We start from the raw sequence: 19,414 nt of genomic DNA, 5'->3' as shown, positions 1-19,414 counted from the left end.
CAGTGTAGGTCCGCAGCTTGCCGCAGCTTGCCCCGCAAGGGCTGGAGCGTGGTACTGAATCAAAACAAATGACAATCAAAATTTCTATCGACTGCATGGGCGGAGATCACGGCCCGTCGGTCACTATCCCCGCAGCTATTTCCTTCGTCAAACGCGAACCAGATGCTGAACTGATACTAGTCGGTTTGGAAGACGTCATCCGCGCCGAATTGAAGAAGCATCACGCCGACGCGCATCCACGCCTGAGCGTGGTGCACGCCTCCGAGCAGGTCACCATGGACGATCCGCTCGAAGTGGCCCTGCGCCGCAAGAAGGATTCGTCGATGCGCGTGGCCATCGAGCAGGTCAAGGACGGCAAGGCGCAGGCGTCGGTCTCGGCCGGCAACACTGGTGCGCTGATGGCCGTGGCCCGCTACGTGCTCAAGACCATGACCGGCGTCGACCGTCCGGCCATCTGCAGCATCATGCCGAACCAGAAGGGCGGCCCGACCTACATGCTGGACCTGGGCGCCAACGTCGACTGCGAACCGCATCACCTGCACCAGTTCGCCATCATGGGTTCGGTGCTGGTGTCGGCGATGGAAAATATTCCTCGTCCGACCCTGGGCCTGCTGAACGTGGGTACCGAGGACATCAAGGGCAACGACGTGGTCAAGGCCACCAGCAAGCTGTTGCAGGCCGACCATGAGCGCGGCGCGCTGAACTTCTATGGCAATGTCGAGGGCAACGACATCTTCAAGGGCACCACCGACATCGTCGTCTGCGACGGTTTCGTCGGCAATGTCACGCTGAAGGCGGTCGAGGGCGTAGCCCGCTTCTTTGCCGACACGGTCAAGTCCGAATTCACCCGCAATCCACTGACGATGCTGAGCGCCCTGATCGGTCGCGGCGCCTTGAATTCGATCAAGAAGCGCCTGTCGCCGTCGCGTTATAACGGTGCCAGCCTGCTGGGTTTGCGCGGCCTGGTGTTCAAGAGCCATGGCGGCGCCGACGCATATTCCTTTGAATGGGCGATCAAGCGGGCGTATGATGCTGCAAAAAATGATGTGTTGCCGCATATTTCGACGTTGATCGCCGAGCTCATGCCGCGTAACACCGAAACTCCGGAAGTACCTAGCTCAACTATTTAGTGGACGGTAGAACGGCATGACTTTGTACAGCAAAATTATCGGCACCGGCAGCTATCTGCCGGAGAAGCGCGTGACCAACCAGGAACTGGCTGATCAACTCGCCGCCAAAGGCATCGAGACCTCTGACGAATGGATCGTCAGCCGCAGCGGCATTTCGGCGCGTCACTTCGCTGAGCCGGAACAGAAATCGTCGGACCTGGCGGTCAACGCCGCCAAGAAGGCGCTGGAGATGGCCGGCCTGCAGCCGAACGACATCGACCTGATCGTGCTGGCCAGCTCGACGCCGGACTTCTTCGGCAGCTTCCCCAGCACCGCCTGCATCGTGCAGAAAAAACTGGGCATGACCAACAACAGCGCGGCAGTCGACGTGCAAGCCGTGTGCAGCGGCTTCGTCTACGCCGTCTCCACCGCGGACGCCTTCATCCGCGCCGGCGTGCACAAGAACGTGCTGGTCATCGGCTCCGAAGTGTTTTCGCGCATCCTCAATTTCGACGACCGCACCACCTGCGTGCTGTTCGGCGACGGCGCCGGCGCCATCGTGCTGAGCGCGTCGGAAGAGCCAGGCATCCTGGCCACCAAGCTGCATGCGGACGGCCGCCATTCGGACATCCTCAGCATTCCAGGTTCGGTCGACGGCGGCGCCGTTGCCGGCAGCGCCTTCCTGTACATGGACGGCCCGGCGGTGTTCAAGCTGGCCGTGTCGGTGCTGGAAAAGGTCGCCCACGAGGCGCTGGACAAGGCCAATATGACGGCCGACCAGATCGACTGGTTGATCCCGCACCAGGCCAATCTGCGCATCATGAACAGCACCGCCAAGAAGCTGGGCCTGCCGGCTGAAAAAATGGTGGTCACCGTGGACCAGCATGGCAATACCTCGGCCGCGTCGATCCCGCTGGCGCTGGACGTCGCCGTGCGCGACGGCCGCATCCAGAAGGGCCAGAACATCATGATGGAAGGCGTCGGCGGCGGCTTTACCTGGGGCGCTGTCCTAGCGAGGTTAACGGATAACCTTCTTGCTCGCTAGGACCTGGCGCGTTTCTGAGCCCCTTTTTAAGCCTGGATTAGAATTAGAGTTCTAACGAGCTCGGCGGTAGTAATGCTGTCACGATGGCATGCTAGCGTGCTCACAATTATTATCAGACGGACCAAGTATGACTAAATTTGCTTTTGTATTCCCGGGCCAGGGTTCGCAAGCGATTGCGATGATGGACGGCTTCGCCGGCAATCCGGTGGTGGCGCAAACCATCGCCGAAGCGTCCGACGCGCTGCAGTTCGACCTGGGCAAGCTGATGGCCGAAGGGCCGAAGGAAGAGCTGGACCTGACCACCAACACGCAGCCGGTCATGCTGACCGCCGCCGTGGCCGTCTATCGCGCGTGGATCGCCGCCGGCGGTCCGCTGCCGTCCGTCGTTGCCGGCCACAGCCTGGGTGAATATTCCGCGCTGGTGGCTGCCGGCGTGATTGCCTTCAAGGATGCCGTGCCGCTGGTGCGCTTCCGCGCGCAGGCGATGCAGGAAGCCGTGCCGGTCGGGCAGGGCACGATGGCCGTGGTGCTGGGCCTGTCGGACGACGACGTCCGCGCCGCCTGCGCCGAAGCGGCCGCTGCCGCCGCGGGTTCCGTGGTCGAGGCCGTCAACTTCAACGCGCCCGCGCAAGTGGTCATCGCCGGCGACACCGCCGCCGTCGAGCGCGCCTGCGAAATCGCCAAGGCCAAGGGCGCCAAGCGCGCCATGAAGCTGCCGGTGTCGGCGCCGTTCCACTCGTCGCTGCTGAAGCCGGCCTCGGACCGCCTGCGCGACTACATGGCCGGCCTGACCTTCTCGGCGCCGCAAATCACGCTGATCAACAACGTCGACGTCGCCGTGCTGAGCGATCCGGCCTCGATCAAGGACGCGCTGGTGCGCCAGGCCGCCTCGCCGGTGCGCTGGGTCGAAACCATGCAGAAAGTCGCCGCCGAAGGCATCACGCAAGTGGTCGAATGCGGCCCGGGCAAAGTGCTGATGGGCTTGACCAAGCGCATCGATGCCACGCTGGTGGGCGACGCGATTACCGATCAAGCCTCGTTGGAGCGCGTCTTGAGCTTGCTCAAGTAAGCAGCGGCGACTTCAGGCAGACTCCATCAACACAGAAGGACATCCATGAATTTAGCAAATCAAGTAGCGCTGGTCACCGGCGCATCGCGCGGCATCGGCAAGGCCATTGCCCAGGAACTGGCGCGCCAGGGCGCCAAGGTGATCGGCACCGCCACCACCGAAGCGGGCGCGGAAGCGATCAGCGCCTACCTGGCCGAGATCGGCGCCGAGGCGGGCAAGGGCATGGTCTTGAACGTCACCGACGCCGAGCGCTGCGCCGCCGTCATCGACGAGATCGGCAAGACCTTCGGCGCCGTCGGCATCCTGGTCAACAACGCCGGCATTACGCAGGACCAGCTGGCCATGCGCATGAAGGACGAGGAGTGGGACAACGTCATCGCCACCAACCTGAGCTCGGTCGGCCGCCTGTCGCGCGCCGTCTTGCGCGGCATGATGAAAGCTAAGACTGGGCGTATCATTAACATCACTTCGGTGGTGGCGTCCTCCGGCAATCCTGGCCAGATGAATTACGCCGCCGCCAAGGCCGGCGTGGAAGGCATGGGCCGCGCGCTGGCGCGCGAAATCGGCAGCCGCAACATCACCGTCAACAGCGTGGCGCCGGGCTTCATCGACACCGACATGACCAAAGCGCTGGGCGAAGAGCAGCATGCCGCCCTGCTGACGCAAATTCCTCTGGCGCGCCTGGGCAAGCCTGAGGATATCGCTGCGGCCGTCGCCTTCCTGGCGTCGCCGCAAGCGGCCTATATTACCGGTACCACCCTTCACGTGAACGGCGGTATGTACATGAATTGACGGGTTGCGGCTTCGGATTGAAGCCGATTCTTGTCTTTTAGCAGTGATTTCGGAATAGTTGTCGACAAAATCGCAGCACTCACCGAAATTAGTTTTTCAGTGCGCAAACCTGATAAAATGCGCGCTTTCCGTAACAAACAAAATGGAGCCATAACATGTCGGATATCGAACAACGCGTTAAGAAAATCGTCGCTGAGCAACTGGGCGTCGCCGAAGCAGACATCAAGATCGAATCCTCGTTCGTCGACGACCTCGGCGCAGACTCCCTGGACACCGTGGAACTGGTGATGGCCCTGGAAGATGAATTCGAAATGGAAATCCCTGACGAACAAGCAGAAAAAATCACCACCGTGCAGCAAGCGATCGACTACGCTACCGCTCACGTCAAGGCGTAATTTCTGCCCGATCGACTTTAGGAGAATCGCTTGAGAGGTTCTAAAAACCGTCGTGTTGTCGTTACCGGCCTGGGCGCCGTGACCCCGATCGGCAATAACATTGCTGAGACCTGGGCCGCGGCTGTCGAGGGCAAGTCCGGTATCGCCACCATCACCAAGTTTGACGCAACAGCTTTCAGCACCCGCTTTGCCGGCGAAGTCAAAGGCTTCAACATCGAGGACTATATCTCGGCCAAGGAAGCCCGCCACATGGATACCTTCATCCATTACGGCATGGCGGCCGGCATCCAGGCTGTGCAGGACTCCGGCGTGGTCGTCACCGAAGAGAATGCCGATCGCATCGGCGTCATCATCGGTTCCGGTATCGGCGGCCTGCCGATGATCGAAGAACAGAAGGAAGACTACGACAAGCGCGGTCCGCGCCGTATCTCGCCGTTCTTCGTGCCTGCCTCGATCATCAACATGATCTCGGGCAACCTGTCGATCAAGTACGGCATGCGTGGTCCTAACCTGTCGATCGTGACGGCTTGCACCACCGGCCTGCACTGCATCGGCGCGGCCGCCCGCATGATCGAGTACGGCGATGCCGACGTCATGGTGGCCGGCGGTGCGGAATCGACCGTGTCGCCGCTGGGCCTGGGCGGTTTCGCCTCGGCCAAGGCGCTGTCGTCCCGCAACGACGATCCGGCGACCGCATCCCGTCCATGGGATACGGACCGCGACGGCTTCGTGCTGGGCGAAGGCGCCGGCGTGATGGTGCTCGAAGAGTACGAACGCGCCAAGGCACGCGGCGCCAAGATCTATGCGGAACTGGTCGGCTTCGGCATGAGCGCCGATGCTTACCACATGACCTCGCCTTTGGAAGATGGCAGCGGCGGCAGCAAGTCGGCGCAAGCCGCGCTGGCCAACGCCGGCATCAACCCGGACCAGGTGCAGTACGTGAACGCGCACGGCACCTCGACGCCGCAGGGCGACGTGGCTGAAGTGCAGGGCATCAAGCGCACCTTCGGCGACCACGCCAAGAAGCTGGTGGTCAATTCGACCAAGTCGATGACCGGCCACCTGCTGGGGGGCGCCGGCGGCCTGGAAGCAGTGTTTACGGTGCTGGCGATCCACCATCAGGTGTCGCCTCCGACCATCAACCTGTTCAACCAGGACCCGGCGTGCGACCTGGACTTCTGCGCCAACGTGGCCCGTCCGATGAAGATCGAGTATGCAGTCAAGAACTCGTTCGGCTTCGGCGGCACCAACGGCAGCCTGGTGTTCGGCAAGATCTAAGCTTCAAAAAGTTCGACCCCGCGTTGAACTAATCCCCGCAATCCCTGTCTAAACAGGGTGAGCGTGGATTCGGCGCCGGCATTCGCCGGCGCCAGAATTGCCCGGCCTTCGCGGCCGGCGCTTCCGAATGTAATCCCCCTGTTTGATTGACTGTTGTTTGCCAGGCCTCGTCTGCCATGTCGATTGCGGTCTCTGTCATCGTTCGCCCCTCGTCCGGCCTGCGCGCGCTGCATGCCGGCTTGTGCTGTTGCGTGATGGCCTCGTCCGTCCTCTGCCTGGACGCGGGCTGGGCTGCGCCATTGCTGTGCGGGTTGGCCGGGTTGGCCGGCCTGCTGGCGGGCCGCTCGCGGCGTATTGTGCGCCGGCTTGATATATCCGGTGTCGGGCAGTTGCGGCTGACGGTATACCAAGAGAACGGGGCGCCATTGCGCCTGCTGGAGGGTTCGACCTTATGGCCGGGCCTGCTGCTATTGCGGCTGGGCGGGGATGACGGCGATGTGCGGCTGCTGCTGGTGCTGCCCGATAGTGTGACGCGAGCCGATTGGCGCGTCCTGTCGCTGGCGTGCCGGGCGATTGCCGCACGGGCTGAAATAAAACCGCAAACACTGTGAACTTCTTGCAGCGAGCTAACTCTATAGCATATGGCTATAAGTATCGGCTACGCTGCAGGCCATCGAGGAATGCAGGAGTGACGACAGAACGTGAGTGTGACCAGGTACTGGTCGACCGGGTCCGTGCCGGTGACAAGCAGGCGTTCGACATGCTGGTGGCGAAATACCAACGCCGCCTGATGCGTCTGCTGTCGCGTATAGTGCACGATCCGGTCGAAGCCGAGGATGTGGTGCAGGAGACTTTTATCAAGGCGTATCGCGCGTTGCGGCATTTCCGCGGCGACTCCGCCTTTTATACCTGGCTGTATCGTATCGGCATCAATACCGCCAAGAATTTTCTGGCGACGCAGGGGAGGCGTACGCCTACGTCGACCGAAGCCGACGCCGAACATGCTGAAGCATTTACCGATGGCGAGCATTTGCGCGACATCAACACGCCGGAATCCATGCTGGCGAGCAAGCAGATCGCCCAAACCGTCAATGCGGCGATGGATGCCTTGCCCGTGGATTTGCGTACCGCGATCGCCTTGCGCGAGATCGAGGGGCTGAGCTATGAGGAAATTTCCGACATCATGGCCTGTCCCATCGGCACCGTGCGCAGCCGCATTTTTCGCGCCCGCGAAGTCATCGCTGAAAAACTGAAACCCTTGCTGGATATGCCGATTGACAAGCGCTGGTAAGGATGGAATGATGGCAATTGTCATTGGTTTTTGGCAATGCGCGTGCAAACGGCGCAGCGGATTTGTTTTGACATGGCGGGAAACGCGATGGATACCCAGAAAAGACTGCACGAAAACATCTCGGCGCTGGCCGATGGTGAGCTGCCGGACGGCGAGCGCGAACTGGCGATGGCCGCGCTCGGCACTGCGGAAGGGCAGGCCGCGTGGAATGCTTACCATCTGATCGGAGACGTGCTGCGCGACCAGGCCAGCGGCGCGCTCAGCAACGGCTTCAGCGCCAGCCTGGCGACCCGCCTCGCGGCTGAAGCCCCCCTGACGCCATCGCCTGCGCCCGCCGGGCGCGCCGCTGCCGACACCACCGCCGACTCCGCCGCGCCGCCGGCGGGCCAGTCCAAGTCTCGGGCGGACGTCATTTTGCCCTGAACCGCATACTCTTATAAAATCTTTGAGCGCGCTTTACGGCGACTTTTCGCTTACCATACGCTAGCCTCGCGTCGTGCGACCCCGCCGAGGGGCGTTTGCGTTCCGGAACTTTACAAAGATTGATACTTTCCATGAAAAATAATATCTCCGTTGGTGGTAAAACTCCTTGTAGTAAAACCCTGTTGGCGCTGCTGGTCGGCGCAAGCGTATGGATGTCGCCCGCCGTGCTCGGCCTGGCTGCCGCCACGGCCGCCGCGCCGGTGACCGGCGCCGTCATCGGCCTGCCCGACTTTGCCGACCTGGTCGACCGCGTCGGTCCGGCCGTGGTCAATATCCGCACCACCGAACGCCTGAAGCTGGGCGGGCGCAACGGCGCCGAGGGCCAGCCGGGCGACGAGGAAATGCAGGAATTCCTGCGTCGCTTCTTTGGCGGCGCGCTGCCGCAACCGGGCGTCCCGGGCGGCAAGGGCGCGCCGCGCGGCCGCCGCCAGGCGCCGTCCGACGAGCCGGTGCAGCGCGGCGTCGGTTCCGGCTTCATCCTGTCGGCCGACGGCTATGTGATGACCAATGCCCACGTGGTCGACGGCGCCGACGAGGTGTTCGTCACGCTGACCGACAAGCGCGAATTCAAGGCCAAGGTGCTGGGCGCCGATGCGCGCACCGACGTCGCCGTGCTGAAGATCGAGGGCGACAAGCTGCCGTTCCTGGTCATGGGCGATTCGGACAAGATCCGCGTCGGCGAATGGGTGATCGCGATCGGCTCGCCGTTCAACCTGGAGAACACGGTCACCGCCGGCATCATCTCGGCCAAGCAGCGCGACACCGGCGACTACCTGGCGCTGATCCAGAGCGACGTCGCGGTCAACCCGGGCAACTCGGGCGGTCCGCTGATCAATATGCGCGGCGAAGTCATCGGCATCAACTCGCAGATCGCCACGCTGTCCGGCGGCTACAACGGCATTTCGTTCGCGGTGCCGATCGACGAGGCGATCCGCGTGTCGGAACAGCTGAAGAAGAGCGGCAAGGTCACGCGCGGCCGCATCGGCGTGCAGATCGGCGAAGTCAGCAAGGAAGTGGCGGAATCGCTGGGCTTGAAGAGCGCGCAGGGCGCCGAAGTGTCGCTGGTGGAGCCGGGCGGTCCCGCCGACAAGGCCGGCATCAAGGCGGGCGACATCATCCTGAAGTTCAACGGCGTGCCGGTGAACCGCTCGTCCGACCTGCCGCGCCTGGTGGGCGGCACCGCGCTGGCCAGCAAGGCCATCGTGACGGTGTGGCGCAAGGGTCAGCAGCTGGACCTGCCGGTGACCGTGGCCGAGCTGGAAGCGGAAAAGACCGCCAAGGCGGGCAAGGGCAAGGGTGGCAAGGCCGAGCCGGAGGCAACGGTCAAGGCCAATGCGCTGGGCTTGAAGGTCAGCGACCTGACGGCCGAGCAGAAGAAGGAGCTGGGCGTCGACGGCGGCGTGGTGGTGGACTCGGCCGAGGGCGTGGCAGGCCGCGCCGGCGTGGCCGAGGGCGACGTGCTGCTGCAGGTGAACAACATCGAGATCAAGGACGCCAAGCAGTTCAACGCGGCCGTGGCCAAGCTCGATCCGAAGAAGGCCTCGGTGCTGCTGGTGCGCCGCGGCGAGGTGACGCAGTACATTTCCGTGCGCCCCAGCGTGAAGTAAGGAGCAAGCCCCGCCGGCCGCCGGCGGGGCGTTTTCGATGCATTTCACCCTCTATTCCCGCAGCTACTGCCATCTGTGCCAGGACATGCTGGACGCGCTGATGCGCCTGCAGAGCCCGGAGCGCCCGATCACCGTCGATGTCATCGACGTCGATGGGGACGACGCGCTGGTGGCCCGTTTCGACGAGCTGGTGCCCGTGCTGTACGCCGACCTGGCCGCTCCGGAACTGTGCCACTACTTCCTGGACGAGGCCAAAGTCCTGGAAGTGCTCAACAAATAAGCGCCCCGGGGGCGAAAATGCATTTCACATTGCATAAGTCGGCCTTTCCCCTCTGAAATCCGGTAAAATGCGGGGTTAGCTGTCATCAAGGCGCTCGCCAGGGCATTACCGCCCCGCACGGAGCGCTTTTTTTGTATTGCGCAAGGTATCGTGTACCGGTCGCGCCCTGTCGTTTCAAACCCGTTTTTGAATATTTGTTAATGAACAACATACGCAATTTTTCCATCATCGCCCACATCGACCACGGCAAATCGACCCTGGCGGACCGCATTATTCAATTGTGCGGCGGTTTGTCCGAACGCGAGATGGAGTCGCAAGTGCTCGATTCGATGGATCTGGAGCGCGAACGCGGCATCACGATCAAGGCGCAAACGGCCGCCCTGCAATACAAGGCCCGCGACGGCCAGATGTACAACCTGAACCTGATCGACACGCCCGGCCACGTCGACTTCTCGTATGAAGTGTCGCGCTCGCTGTCGGCCTGCGAAGGCGCGCTGCTGGTGGTCGACGCCTCGCAAGGCGTGGAAGCCCAGACCGTGGCCAACTGCTACACCGCGCTCGACCTGGGCGTGGAAGTGGTGCCGGTGCTGAACAAGATCGACCTGCCGAACGCCGACCCGCCGACCGCCATTGCCGAGATCGAAGACGTGATCGGCATCGAAGCGGGCGACGCCGTGCACTGCTCGGCCAAGACCGGCCTGGGCGTCGAAGACGTGCTGGAATCGATCATCGCCAAGGTGCCGCCGCCGAAGGGCGACCCGGACGCGCCGCTGCAGGCGCTGATCGTCGACTCGTGGTACGACGCCTACGTCGGCGTGGTCATGCTGGTGCGCGTGATGAACGGCACGCTGAAGCCGAAGGACAAGATCAAGCTGATGGCCACCGACTCGCTGCAGCTGGTGGAAGACGTCGGCATCTTCGCGCCGCGCTCGGTCTCGCTGCCGCAGCTGTCGGCCGGCCAGGTGGGCTTCATCATCGCCGGCATCAAGGAATTGAAGGCCGCCAAGGTGGGCGATACCGTCACCCTGGCCAACCGTCCCGCGGCGGCGCCGCTGCCGGGCTTCAAGGAAGTGCAGCCGCAGGTGTTCGCCGGCCTGTTCCCGGTCGAGGCCAACCAGTACGACGCGCTGCGCGACTCGCTGGAAAAACTCAAGCTGAACGACGCCGCGCTGATGTACGAGCCGGAAGTGTCGCAGGCGCTGGGCTTCGGCTTCCGCTGCGGCTTCCTCGGCCTGCTGCACATGGAAATCGTCCAGGAGCGCCTGGAGCGCGAATTCGACATGGACCTGATCACCACGGCGCCGACCGTGGTGTACGAAGTGGTGATGCGCGACAACAGCATCGTCAAGGTCGACAATCCGTCGAAGATGCCGGAGCCGACCAAGATCAACGAGATCCGCGAGCCCATCGTCACCGTCAACCTGTACATGCCGCAAGAGTACGTCGGCTCGGTGATCACGCTGTGCATCGGCAAGCGCGGCGTGCAGATGGACATGGCCTACCATGGCCGCCAGGTCAAGCTGGTGTACGAAATGCCGATGGGCGAGATCGTGCTGGACTTCTTCGACAAGCTCAAGTCGACCTCGCGCGGCTATGCCTCGATGGACTACGAGTTCAAGGAATACCGCGCCTCCGACGTGGTCAAGGTGGACATGCTGATCAACGGCGAGAAGGTCGATGCGCTGGCCATCATCGTGCACCGCTCCAACAGCGCGTATCGCGGCCGCCAGGTGGCGGCCAAGATGCGCGAGCTGATCCCGCGCCAGATGTTCGACGTGGCGATCCAGGCCGCCATCGGCGTCAACGTGATCTCGCGTGAAAACGTCAAGGCGCTGCGCAAGAACGTGCTGGCCAAGTGCTACGGCGGCGACATCAGCCGCAAGAAGAAACTGCTGGAGAAGCAGAAGGCCGGTAAAAAACGCATGAAGCAAGTGGGCTCGGTGGAGATTCCACAAGAAGCATTCCTGGCAATCTTACAAGTGGACGACAAATGAACCTGCAAGTGATCTTGGGTAATTTTGCTTTAATTCTGTTCGTACTGATGGTGATCACCGGGGTGATCTGGTTCCTCGATGTGTTCTACCTGGCCAAGCAGCGCCGTGCCGCCGCCGACCGCGCGCTGGCCGACTACGACGCCCGCAACGCCAAGCTGACCGCCGACGGCATCAAGGTCGACAACGCCGGCAACCGCGCGGCGATCGAGGCCAACCTGCTGCGCCAGCCGACCTGGATCGAATACTCGGGCAGCTTCTTCCCGGTGATCGCGCTGGTGTTCTTCCTGCGCTCGTTCCTGTACGAGCCGTTCAAGATCCCGTCGTCGTCGATGGTGCCGACCCTGCTGGTGGGCGACCTGATCCTGGTGAACAAGTTCACCTACGGCATCCGCCTGCCGGTGATCAACCAGAAGATCGTGCAGATCAACGATCCGCAGCGCGGCGACGTGATGGTGTTCAAATATCCGCTGGATATGACCCAGGATTACATCAAGCGCGTCATCGGCGTGCCGGGTGATAAAATCACGTATGAAAACAAGCGCTTAACGGTCAACGGCGTGGAAGTGAAGTACACTCCACTGGACGATTACCTGGACGACGAGCATCTTGTTTATAACAAGCAATTCACGGAAAACCTGACCGGCGTCAACCACCGCATCCTCAACAACGAGGCGGCGCCCACGCTGAGCCTGGATGGCGTGAAGAAGTTCCCGCACAGCGAAAACTGCACCTACAAGTACGAAGGCTTTACCTGCGTAGTTCCGCAAGGCAACTACTTCATGATGGGCGATAATCGCGACAACAGCGCGGACAGCCGCTACTGGGGCTTCGTGCCGGACAAGAATATTGTTGGAAAAGCATTTTTCGTGTGGATGAACCTGGGTAACCTGCGCCGCATCGGCAGCATCCATTAATCCGCGGTGAAAGGGCATATGATGATGCAAGCAGGCTTGAAGCGGCAGAACGGCATTTCCCTGGTCGGACTGATCCTCGTGCTGGCGGCGCTGGGCTTTATCGGCGTGCTGGGCTTGAAGATCGTGCCGACCTACACCGAGTACCGGGCGATCCAGAACGCCATCGTCACCGCCAAGGCCACCGGCGGCTCGGTGATCGAGATCCAGAAATCGTTCGACGCCAGCGCCACCACCGGTTACATCAGCTCGATCACCAGCCGCGACCTGATCATCGGCAAGGAAAACGGCGAGATGGAAATCAGCTTCGCCTACGAAAAGAAAATCCCGCTGGTCGGACCGGCCAGCCTGCTGCTGGAGTACCAGGGCACGACGTCGAAAACCGCCGCCGCCCCCGCCAAGACCGATCAATAAGACACCAGTCAGCTAAAACAGAACCGAACAGAACAATGAATCTTCAGTTATTGCAAAACCGTTTAGGCTACACGTTCCAGGATGCTGGCCTGCTGCAGCAGGCCTTGACGCACCGTAGCCACAGCAGTTTGCATAACGAACGACTCGAATTCCTGGGCGATTCGATCCTGAACTGCGTGGTGGCCTCGATCCTGTACGAGCGCTACGTGGCGATCGACGAGGGCGACCTGTCGCGCCTGCGCGCCAACCTGGTCAAGCAGCAGTCGCTGTATGAAATCGCCCAGAAGCTGGAGCTGTCGCAGTTCCTGCGGCTCGGGGAAGGGGAGTTGAAATCGGGCGGCTTCCGCCGTCCCTCGATCCTGGCCGACACGCTTGAGGCGCTGTTAGGCGCCATTTTTTTGGATGGCGGCTTCAACCCCGCGCGCGACGTGATCCGCGCCTTCTACATCCCCATCCTGGACACGGTCGATCCGCAAACGCTGGGCAAGGACGCCAAGACGCTGCTGCAGGAATTCCTGCAAAGTAAGAAGATTTCGCTGCCGCTGTACAATGTGGTGGCCACCCACGGCGCCGCGCACAGCCAGGAATTCGAAATCGAATGCCTGGTGCCCAAGCTGGGCATCCAGGTCTACGGACGCGGCGGCAGCCGTCGCGCCGGCGAACAGGCCGCCGCCAAGCTGGCGCTGGAAGTGGCCGAACAAGCGTTGCTGAAGACTCCGGCCGCCGGCCGCAAGACCAAGCCGCGCGCCGCCCAGCTCAAGCTGGCCGGCATCGCCACCGTGCAGACGAACGAGGCGCCGGTTGATCCCAAGCCGTCGCCACCGCCTGCCAAAGCAGCAAACAAGTAAAGAGAAATAAAATGAATACCGAAACGACCTCCGCCAACTTCCGTTGTGGCTATATCGCCATCGTGGGCCGCCCGAACGTGGGCAAATCGACCCTGATGAATACGCTCATCGGCGCCAAGGTCAGCATCACCTCGCGCAAGGCGCAAACCACGCGCCACCGCATCACCGGCATCCAGACCCATGACGATGCCCAGTTCATCTACGTCGACACGCCTGGCTTCCAGACCCGCCACGCGAACGCGCTGAACAAGACGCTGAACAAGACCGTCACCAACACCTTGATCTCGTCGGACCTGATCCTGTACGTGATCGAGGCGGGCACCTTCGGCCCGGCCGACCAGCAGGTGCTGGACCTGCTGCCGACCGAAGTGCCGGTGGTGCTGGTCATCAACAAGGCCGACCGGGTCAAGGACAAGGCGGTGCTGCTGCCGTTCGCCCAGCAGGTCGCGGCCAAGTTCAACTTCGCCGCCATCGTGCCGGTGTCGGCCAAGCTGCGTTTCCAGCTGGACGGCCTGGAAAAAGAGATCAAGAAATTCCTGCCGGAGAACCAGCCGATCTTCGGGCCGGACGACATCACCGACCGCAGCGAGAAATTCCTGGCCTCCGAGATCGTCCGCGAGAAACTGTTCCGCTTTGTCGGCGACGAGCTGCCGTACACCAGCACCGTGCTGATCGAGCAGTTCGAGCAGGAGGGCGACCTGCGCCGCGTGTTCGCCGCCATCCTGGTCGAGCGCGACACGCACAAGTCCATGATCATCGGTAACAAGGGCGCGCGCCTGAAGGAAGTGTCCACGCAGGCGCGGCTGGACATGGAAAAGCTGTTCGGCGGCCCCGTGTACCTGGAAATCTGGGTCAAGGTCAAATCCGGCTGGGCCGACAACGAAGCGGGTCTGCGCGCCTACGGCTACGAATAAAGAGAGGCGATGTCCACCACCACGCTAGACGCCGACATCGCAGCGGCACCCGCACCAGTCGCGGAGCGTGAGGTGGTGCCCGCCGCAGCGGCTCCCGCCCCCAAGCGCCTGCGCGCGCCGCCGCGCGAGCGCACCTTCGGCACCAAGGTGGCCGGCCAGCCCGCCTTCGTGCTGCACAGCTATCCCTACAAAGAAACCAGCCTCATCATCGACCTGTTCACGCGCGACTTCGGCCGCGTGGCCTTGATCGCCAAGGGCGCCAAGCGCCCGCATTCGCAGCTGCGCGGCGTGCTGCAAACCTTCCAGCCGCTGTCCTCCAGCTGGGTCGGCAAATCCGAACTGCGCACCTTGACCGACGCCGAATGGGTGGGTGGCATGCTGCCGCTGGAGAAAACCGCGCTGCTGTGCGGCTTCTACCTGAACGAATTGCTGGTCAAGCTGCTGGCCCGCGACGACGCGCACCCGGCCCTGTTCGACCACTACGTCGCCACGCTGAACCAGCTTGCGCACAACGAGCCGGCGCCCATCGTCTTGAGAAAATTTGAACGAGCCCTACTTAAGGAGACAGGCGTCTCCGCCGACCTGACCCGCTGCACCGAAACACGCCGCGCCGTGCAGGCCGACGTGGTCTACGTGGTGGACCCGGAACGCGGCCCGCGCCCCGAGCGCGCGTCCGATCCCTGGCCCCGCGTGGCCGGCAAGACCTTGCTCGACATGGAGCGCGAAGACTACCAGGACAGCGCCACGCAATCGCAAAGCAAGCAGCTGATGCGCTTCCTGCTGGCGCACCACCTGGGCGGCGCGCCGCTGAACACCCGGCAGATCCTGATCGATCTCAGTCAACTATGAATTCAGCTTTAAATACAGTTATAACGACATAAACGGTATAAAACAATGAGCTTCCTGCAACCAAGCGGCACCATCATCGACCTCGGCGTGAACATCGACCACGTCGCCACCCTGCGCAACGCGCGCGGCACCAGCTATCCCGACCCGATCCGCGCCGCGCTGCTGGCCGAGCAGGCCGGCGCCGACTGCATCACGCTGCATCTGCGCGAAGACCGCCGCCACATCAAGGACGCCGACGTCGTCGCGCTGGCGCCGCGGCTGCTGACGCGCATGAACCTGGAAGCGGCCGTCACGCAGGAAATGATCGACTTCGCCTGCAAGATCCGGCCGTCCGACGTCTGCCTGGTCCCGGAGAAGCGCACCGAAGTCACCACCGAAGGCGGTCTCGATGTGGTCACCCATTTCAACGCCGTGCAGGCCGCCGTCAAGCAGCTGCAGGCCGAAGGCATCCGCGTCAGCCTGTTCATCGACGCCGATGAAAAGCAGATGGACGCCACCGCCGCCATCGGCGCGCCGGTGATCGAGCTGCACACCGGCCGCTACGCCGACACCGAAGGCGCCGAGCAGGCCGCCGAACTGGAACGCATCCATCGCGGCGTGCTGTATGGCGTGGCGAAGGGTCTGAAGGTCAACGCCGGCCACGGCCTGCACTACACCAACGTGCAGGCGATCGCCGCGATCCCGGAAATCGCCGAGCTCAATATCGGCCACGCCATCGTTGCCCACTCGGTGTTCGTCGGCTGGGAGAACGCCGTGCGCGAGATGAAGGCCATCATGGTGTCGACCCGGCTGGGCGCGCGGAAATGATCTACGGCATAGGCACCGACATCTGCAAGATTCCCCGCATCGAGGAAGCGCTAGCGCGCCACGGCGACCGCTTCGCGAAAAAGATACTGGGCCCGCAGGAGATGGAAAAGTATTTGGCGCGCAAGGCCAAGAACCCGGTGCGCGGCATCCGCTTCGTGGCCACGCGCTTTGCCGCCAAGGAGGCGTTTGCCAAGGCCATCGGCCTGGGCATCCGCATGCCGATGACTTGGCCGGCCGCGCAGATGCTCAATCACCCCAGCGGCAAGCCGATGATCGTCTGCAGCGGGGTGCTGAAGGAATTCATGGAAAAGAATAAGCTGACGACACAGGTGACGGTCAGCGACGAGGAGGAATACGCCGTCGCTTTCGTCATCGTCGAACAATCGAATTAAGAGATACATCGTCGTTCCCGCGAAAGCGGGAACCCATGCTGAGCGTCATGTCACGCGTTCCATGGATTCCCGCCTGCGCGGGAATGACGGCCAGGCGGCGCTAGAGGTATGGAAATTGACTGACGAAGTAACCATCGCGCCCGATCCGCGCGAACAAGTGCTGGCCACCGTGGCCAAGCTGCCCAACCTGCCGGGCGTGTACCGCTATTTCGACGCCGAGGACAAGGTGCTCTACGTCGGCAAGGCGCGCGACCTGAAGAAGCGCGTGTCCAGCTACTTCCAGAAAAACCTCAGCAGCCCGCGCATCGCCATGATGGTCGAGCGCATCGCCCGGCTGGAAACCACCGTCACCCACAGCGAAGCCGAAGCGCTGATCCTCGAGAACAACCTGATCAAGGCGCTCAGCCCGCGCTTCAACATCCTGTTCCGCGACGACAAATCGTATCCCTACCTGAAGATCACCGGCGGCGACGCGCCGCGCATGGTCTACTACCGTGGCGCGGTCGACAAGAAGAACCAGTATTTCGGACCGTTCCCCAGCTCGTGGGCGGTCAAGGAATCGATGCAGATCCTGCAGAAGGTGTTCCTGATCCGCACCTGCGAGGACAGCGTCTATTCGAACCGCACGCGCCCCTGCCTGCTGCACCAGATCGGCCGCTGCAGCGGGCCCTGCGTCGATTTGATCAGCAAGGAAGACTACAAGGTCGACGTTGAAAACGCCGCCCGCTTCCTGCGCGGACGCCAGAGCGAAGTGATGGAAGACCTGGAAAAGAAAATGCACGCCTACGCCGCCGAGCTCAAATTCGAGCAGGCAGCCGCGGTGCGCAACCAGATCCAGTCGCTGTCGCGCGTGCTGCACCAGCAAAGCATGGAGACCACCGGCGACGCCGACGTCGACATCATCGCCGTGCTGGTGCAGGGCGGCCGCGCCTGCGTCAACCTGGCCATGGTGCGCGGCGGCCGCCACCTGGGCGACCGCGCCTACTTCCCCAACCATATCGGCGACGCCGCCGCCATCGCCGAGGAACCGATCGAGGTCGAGGTGCTGGCCGCCTTCCTGGTCCAGCACTACACCGAGAAATTCATCCCCGGCACGCTGATCCTGAATATCGAATTCGACCACCCGGCGCTGATGCAGGCCTTGCAGGAGCAGTGCGGCCACCGCATCAACCTGATCTTCCAGCCGCAGGACCAGCGCCGCAAATGGCTGGAACTGGCGCAGAAGGGCGCCGAGATCTCGCTGGCGCGGCTGCTGCAGGAGCAGGGCTCGCAGCAGTCGCGCACGCGCGCGCTGGTCGAGGCGCTGCAGCTGGAGCCGGAAGACATCGACGCCCTGCGCGTGGAGTGCTTCGACATCTCGCACACGCAGGGCGAGGCCACGCAGGCCTCGTGCGTGGTGTTCCATCACCACCAGATGCAGAACGGCGAATACCGCCGCTACAACATCAACGACATCACGCCCGGCGACGATTACGCGGCGATGCGCCAGGTGCTGATGCGCCGCTACGAAAAGGTGGCCAACGGCGACGGCGTCATGCCGGACGTGGTGCTGATCGACGGCGGCAAGGGCCAGATCGAAATGGCGCGCCAGGTGTTCGCCGAGCTGGGGCTGGACATCAGCCTGATCGTCGGCGTGGCCAAGGGGGAAGGGCGCCGGGTCGGCCTGGAGACCTTGATGTTCGTCGACGGCCGGGCCTCGCAGGAGCTGGGCAAGGAATCTGCGGCGCTGATGCTGGTGGCGCAGATCCGCGACGAGGCGCACCGCTTCGCCATCACCGGCATGCGCGCCAAGCGCGCCAAGACGCGCCAGACCTCGCGCCTGGAGGAGATCGAGGGCATAGGCGCCAAGCGCCGCCAGCGCCTGCTGGCGCGCTTCGGCGGCCTGCGCGGCGTGGTCGACGCCAGCATCGAGGACTTGAAGCAGGTCGAAGGCATCTCCAGCGCCCTGGCCGAGGAGATCTACAAACAGCTCCATTGAACCGGTCAACGCGGCCGTGGCGTTGTTGCGGCTCCTTGCCGTGCAGGCGCACTGTCTTCGTCGCCGCGCCTAGCCACACCCGCGTTGACCGATTCAATTCATGTATGGCAACAGTGCGCTGGTTTAATGTGCTGCGGCAAGGTAGACTAGCGGCGCATTACAAATTTTCACGGCTGCACTAATTTCCGAGCTTATGCCTTTCAATATACCGATACTGTTGACCTGGTTGCGCGTTGCGCTGATTCCGCTGGTGGTAGGCGTTTACTACCTGCCCACCACCGTCCTGCCCGTGGCGGATCAAAACCTGGCGGCCACGCTGGTGTTCATCGTCGCCGCGATCACCGACTGGTTCGACGGTTTCCTGGCCCGGCGCTGGAACCAGACCTCGGCCTTCGGCGCCTTCCTCGACCCGGTGGCCGACAAGCTGATGGTGGCCGGCGCCTTGCTGGTGCTGGTGCAGCTGGACCGCGCCAACGCCGTGCTGTCGTTCATCATCATCGGCCGCGAGATCGCCATTTCTGCGCTGCGCGAATGGATGGCGCAGATCGGCGCGTCCAAGTCGGTGGCGGTCAGCTCGCTGGGCAAGATCAAGACCACGGCGCAGATGACGGCGATCCCGCTGCTGCTGTTCCACGACGTGCTGTGGGGCGCCATCGACACCCAGTTCTGGGGCTCGCGCCTACTGGAAGTGGCGGCCGTGCTGACGGTCTGGTCGATGTTCTACTACCTGCGCCTGGCGTGGCCGCTGATCAAGGAAAAATCCGGCCAGCTCTGAGCGCGCGGTAAAAACTAAATAAACAATATTTTTTATTCGACAAAGTTTTTACCATTGACAGCCTGCTCAGATCCTCTATAATGCTGGCCTGTTGTTGATGACGGCGACGCGGGAGTAGCTCAGTTGGTAGAGCGCAACCTTGCCAAGGTTGAGGTCGAGAGTTCGAGACTCTTCTCCCGCTCC

The 19,414-nt window shown here is 62.7% G+C and carries 21 protein-coding genes and 1 tRNA gene; all 22 read left to right on the top strand.

The window, feature by feature from the left end; translation table 11 throughout:
- Window positions 1–68: 68 nt before the first annotated feature.
- The 22 genes from plsX to ACCD07_RS22980 all read left to right on the top strand — a co-directional run bounded on the left by plsX (window position 69) and on the right by ACCD07_RS22980 (window position 19,412).
- Window positions 69–1,130 carry a phosphate acyltransferase PlsX gene (plsX, locus tag ACCD07_RS23085; protein ID WP_176651610.1) on the top strand — a complete coding sequence of 354 codons (1,062 nt, stop codon included), beginning with the start codon at window positions 69–71 and terminating at the stop codon, window positions 1,128–1,130.
- Window positions 1,131–1,146: 16 nt separating this feature from the next.
- Complete coding sequence (locus ACCD07_RS23080) at window positions 1,147–2,154, top strand: beta-ketoacyl-ACP synthase III (RefSeq protein WP_413448668.1); 1,008 nt, start codon at window positions 1,147–1,149, stop codon at window positions 2,152–2,154.
- Between the two features lie 127 nt (window positions 2,155–2,281).
- On the top strand, window positions 2,282–3,223 hold the full coding sequence (gene fabD, locus ACCD07_RS23075) for an ACP S-malonyltransferase (protein WP_176651609.1): 942 nt from the start codon (window positions 2,282–2,284) through the stop codon (window positions 3,221–3,223).
- Between the two features lie 45 nt (window positions 3,224–3,268).
- Window positions 3,269–4,015 (top strand): 3-oxoacyl-ACP reductase FabG, encoded by a 747-nt coding sequence (gene fabG / locus ACCD07_RS23070; protein ID WP_176651608.1) that lies wholly within the window; start codon window positions 3,269–3,271, stop codon window positions 4,013–4,015.
- Window positions 4,016–4,170: 155 nt separating this feature from the next.
- Window positions 4,171–4,410: an acyl carrier protein gene (gene acpP / locus ACCD07_RS23065; RefSeq protein WP_008449912.1), complete on the top strand. Its 240-nt coding sequence runs from the start codon at window positions 4,171–4,173 to the stop codon at window positions 4,408–4,410.
- A 30-nt stretch (window positions 4,411–4,440) separates the two neighbouring features.
- Window positions 4,441–5,688, top strand: a complete 1,248-nt coding sequence (gene fabF / locus ACCD07_RS23060; protein ID WP_176651607.1) for a beta-ketoacyl-ACP synthase II — start codon at window positions 4,441–4,443, stop codon at window positions 5,686–5,688.
- 176 nt (window positions 5,689–5,864) lie between these two features.
- Window positions 5,865–6,299, top strand: coding sequence for a protein YgfX (locus tag ACCD07_RS23055; RefSeq protein ID WP_176651606.1), 435 nt, complete (start codon window positions 5,865–5,867; stop codon window positions 6,297–6,299).
- Window positions 6,300–6,376: 77 nt separating this feature from the next.
- Complete coding sequence (rpoE, locus tag ACCD07_RS23050; protein ID WP_176651605.1) at window positions 6,377–6,979, top strand: RNA polymerase sigma factor RpoE; 603 nt, start codon at window positions 6,377–6,379, stop codon at window positions 6,977–6,979.
- Between the two features lie 87 nt (window positions 6,980–7,066).
- A complete protein-coding gene (locus ACCD07_RS23045; RefSeq protein WP_413448667.1) occupies window positions 7,067–7,402 on the top strand; it encodes a sigma-E factor negative regulatory protein in 336 nt (111 codons plus the stop codon).
- 212 nt (window positions 7,403–7,614) lie between these two features.
- Entirely contained in the window at window positions 7,615–9,069 is a 1,455-nt protein-coding gene (locus tag ACCD07_RS23040; RefSeq protein ID WP_176652119.1) for a Do family serine endopeptidase, read from the top strand.
- Window positions 9,070–9,106: 37 nt separating this feature from the next.
- On the top strand, window positions 9,107–9,349 hold the full coding sequence (locus ACCD07_RS23035; protein ID WP_353403072.1) for a glutaredoxin family protein: 243 nt from the start codon (window positions 9,107–9,109) through the stop codon (window positions 9,347–9,349).
- Window positions 9,350–9,549: 200 nt separating this feature from the next.
- The gene (lepA, locus tag ACCD07_RS23030; protein WP_176651602.1) at window positions 9,550–11,343 is read left to right on the top strand and encodes a translation elongation factor 4; all 1,794 of its coding nucleotides are present in this window, start codon (window positions 9,550–9,552) and stop codon (window positions 11,341–11,343) included.
- A complete protein-coding gene (gene lepB, locus ACCD07_RS23025) occupies window positions 11,340–12,257 on the top strand; it encodes a signal peptidase I (protein WP_176651601.1) in 918 nt (305 codons plus the stop codon). Before lepA ends, lepB begins: the two co-directional genes overlap by 4 nt.
- 24 nt (window positions 12,258–12,281) lie before the next feature.
- A complete protein-coding gene (locus ACCD07_RS23020) occupies window positions 12,282–12,668 on the top strand; it encodes a DUF4845 domain-containing protein (protein ID WP_413448688.1) in 387 nt (128 codons plus the stop codon).
- 50 nt (window positions 12,669–12,718) lie between these two features.
- Window positions 12,719–13,516, top strand: coding sequence for a ribonuclease III (rnc, locus tag ACCD07_RS23015; protein ID WP_413448666.1), 798 nt, complete (start codon window positions 12,719–12,721; stop codon window positions 13,514–13,516).
- Between the two features lie 11 nt (window positions 13,517–13,527).
- The gene (gene era, locus ACCD07_RS23010; protein WP_176651599.1) at window positions 13,528–14,430 is read left to right on the top strand and encodes a GTPase Era; all 903 of its coding nucleotides are present in this window, start codon (window positions 13,528–13,530) and stop codon (window positions 14,428–14,430) included.
- Between the two features lie 9 nt (window positions 14,431–14,439).
- Window positions 14,440–15,279: a DNA repair protein RecO gene (gene recO / locus ACCD07_RS23005; protein ID WP_413448665.1), complete on the top strand. Its 840-nt coding sequence runs from the start codon at window positions 14,440–14,442 to the stop codon at window positions 15,277–15,279.
- A 45-nt stretch (window positions 15,280–15,324) separates the two neighbouring features.
- Entirely contained in the window at window positions 15,325–16,086 is a 762-nt protein-coding gene (pdxJ, locus tag ACCD07_RS23000) for a pyridoxine 5'-phosphate synthase (protein WP_413448664.1), read from the top strand.
- Complete coding sequence (acpS, locus tag ACCD07_RS22995; RefSeq protein ID WP_413448663.1) at window positions 16,083–16,478, top strand: holo-ACP synthase; 396 nt, start codon at window positions 16,083–16,085, stop codon at window positions 16,476–16,478. The genes pdxJ and acpS overlap by 4 nt, the downstream gene beginning before the upstream one ends.
- A gap of 115 nt (window positions 16,479–16,593) precedes the next feature.
- Complete coding sequence (gene uvrC / locus ACCD07_RS22990) at window positions 16,594–18,456, top strand: excinuclease ABC subunit UvrC (RefSeq protein ID WP_413448662.1); 1,863 nt, start codon at window positions 16,594–16,596, stop codon at window positions 18,454–18,456.
- A 193-nt stretch (window positions 18,457–18,649) separates the two neighbouring features.
- Window positions 18,650–19,231: a CDP-diacylglycerol--glycerol-3-phosphate 3-phosphatidyltransferase gene (pgsA, locus tag ACCD07_RS22985; RefSeq protein WP_176651594.1), complete on the top strand. Its 582-nt coding sequence runs from the start codon at window positions 18,650–18,652 to the stop codon at window positions 19,229–19,231.
- Window positions 19,232–19,339: 108 nt separating this feature from the next.
- A tRNA-Gly gene (locus tag ACCD07_RS22980) sits at window positions 19,340–19,412 on the top strand.
- Window positions 19,413–19,414: the final 2 nt, after the last annotated feature.

The sequence above is a fragment of the Duganella sp. Dugasp56 genome (assembly GCF_047304105.1).
GTDB lineage: Bacteria > Pseudomonadota > Gammaproteobacteria > Burkholderiales > Burkholderiaceae_D > Rugamonas > Rugamonas hordei.
This window is presented reverse-complemented; position numbering and strand designations above follow the sequence as displayed.

Excerpts from the sequence above, each read along its gene's own strand:
- ACCD07_RS23080 (WP_413448668.1), top strand. The coding sequence starts at position 1,147 with ATGACTTTGTACAGCAAAATTATCGGCACCGGCAGCTATCTGCCGGAG.
- recO (WP_413448665.1), top strand. The coding sequence starts at position 14,440 with ATGTCCACCACCACGCTAGACGCCGACATCGCAGCGGCACCCGCACCA.
- pgsA (WP_176651594.1), top strand. The coding sequence starts at position 18,650 with ATGCCTTTCAATATACCGATACTGTTGACCTGGTTGCGCGTTGCGCTG.
- lepB (WP_176651601.1), top strand. The coding sequence starts at position 11,340 with ATGAACCTGCAAGTGATCTTGGGTAATTTTGCTTTAATTCTGTTCGTA.
- ACCD07_RS23055 (WP_176651606.1), top strand. The coding sequence starts at position 5,865 with ATGTCGATTGCGGTCTCTGTCATCGTTCGCCCCTCGTCCGGCCTGCGC.
- ACCD07_RS23035 (WP_353403072.1), top strand. The coding sequence starts at position 9,107 with ATGCATTTCACCCTCTATTCCCGCAGCTACTGCCATCTGTGCCAGGAC.
- fabD (WP_176651609.1), top strand. The coding sequence starts at position 2,282 with ATGACTAAATTTGCTTTTGTATTCCCGGGCCAGGGTTCGCAAGCGATT.
- acpS (WP_413448663.1), top strand. The coding sequence starts at position 16,083 with ATGATCTACGGCATAGGCACCGACATCTGCAAGATTCCCCGCATCGAG.
- pdxJ (WP_413448664.1), top strand. The coding sequence starts at position 15,325 with ATGAGCTTCCTGCAACCAAGCGGCACCATCATCGACCTCGGCGTGAAC.
- ACCD07_RS23040 (WP_176652119.1), top strand. The coding sequence starts at position 7,615 with ATGTCGCCCGCCGTGCTCGGCCTGGCTGCCGCCACGGCCGCCGCGCCG.
- lepA (WP_176651602.1), top strand. The coding sequence starts at position 9,550 with ATGAACAACATACGCAATTTTTCCATCATCGCCCACATCGACCACGGC.
- ACCD07_RS23045 (WP_413448667.1), top strand. The coding sequence starts at position 7,067 with ATGGATACCCAGAAAAGACTGCACGAAAACATCTCGGCGCTGGCCGAT.
- plsX (WP_176651610.1), top strand. The coding sequence starts at position 69 with ATGACAATCAAAATTTCTATCGACTGCATGGGCGGAGATCACGGCCCG.
- era (WP_176651599.1), top strand. The coding sequence starts at position 13,528 with ATGAATACCGAAACGACCTCCGCCAACTTCCGTTGTGGCTATATCGCC.
- fabG (WP_176651608.1), top strand. The coding sequence starts at position 3,269 with ATGAATTTAGCAAATCAAGTAGCGCTGGTCACCGGCGCATCGCGCGGC.
- acpP (WP_008449912.1), top strand. The coding sequence starts at position 4,171 with ATGTCGGATATCGAACAACGCGTTAAGAAAATCGTCGCTGAGCAACTG.
- ACCD07_RS23020 (WP_413448688.1), top strand. The coding sequence starts at position 12,282 with ATGCAAGCAGGCTTGAAGCGGCAGAACGGCATTTCCCTGGTCGGACTG.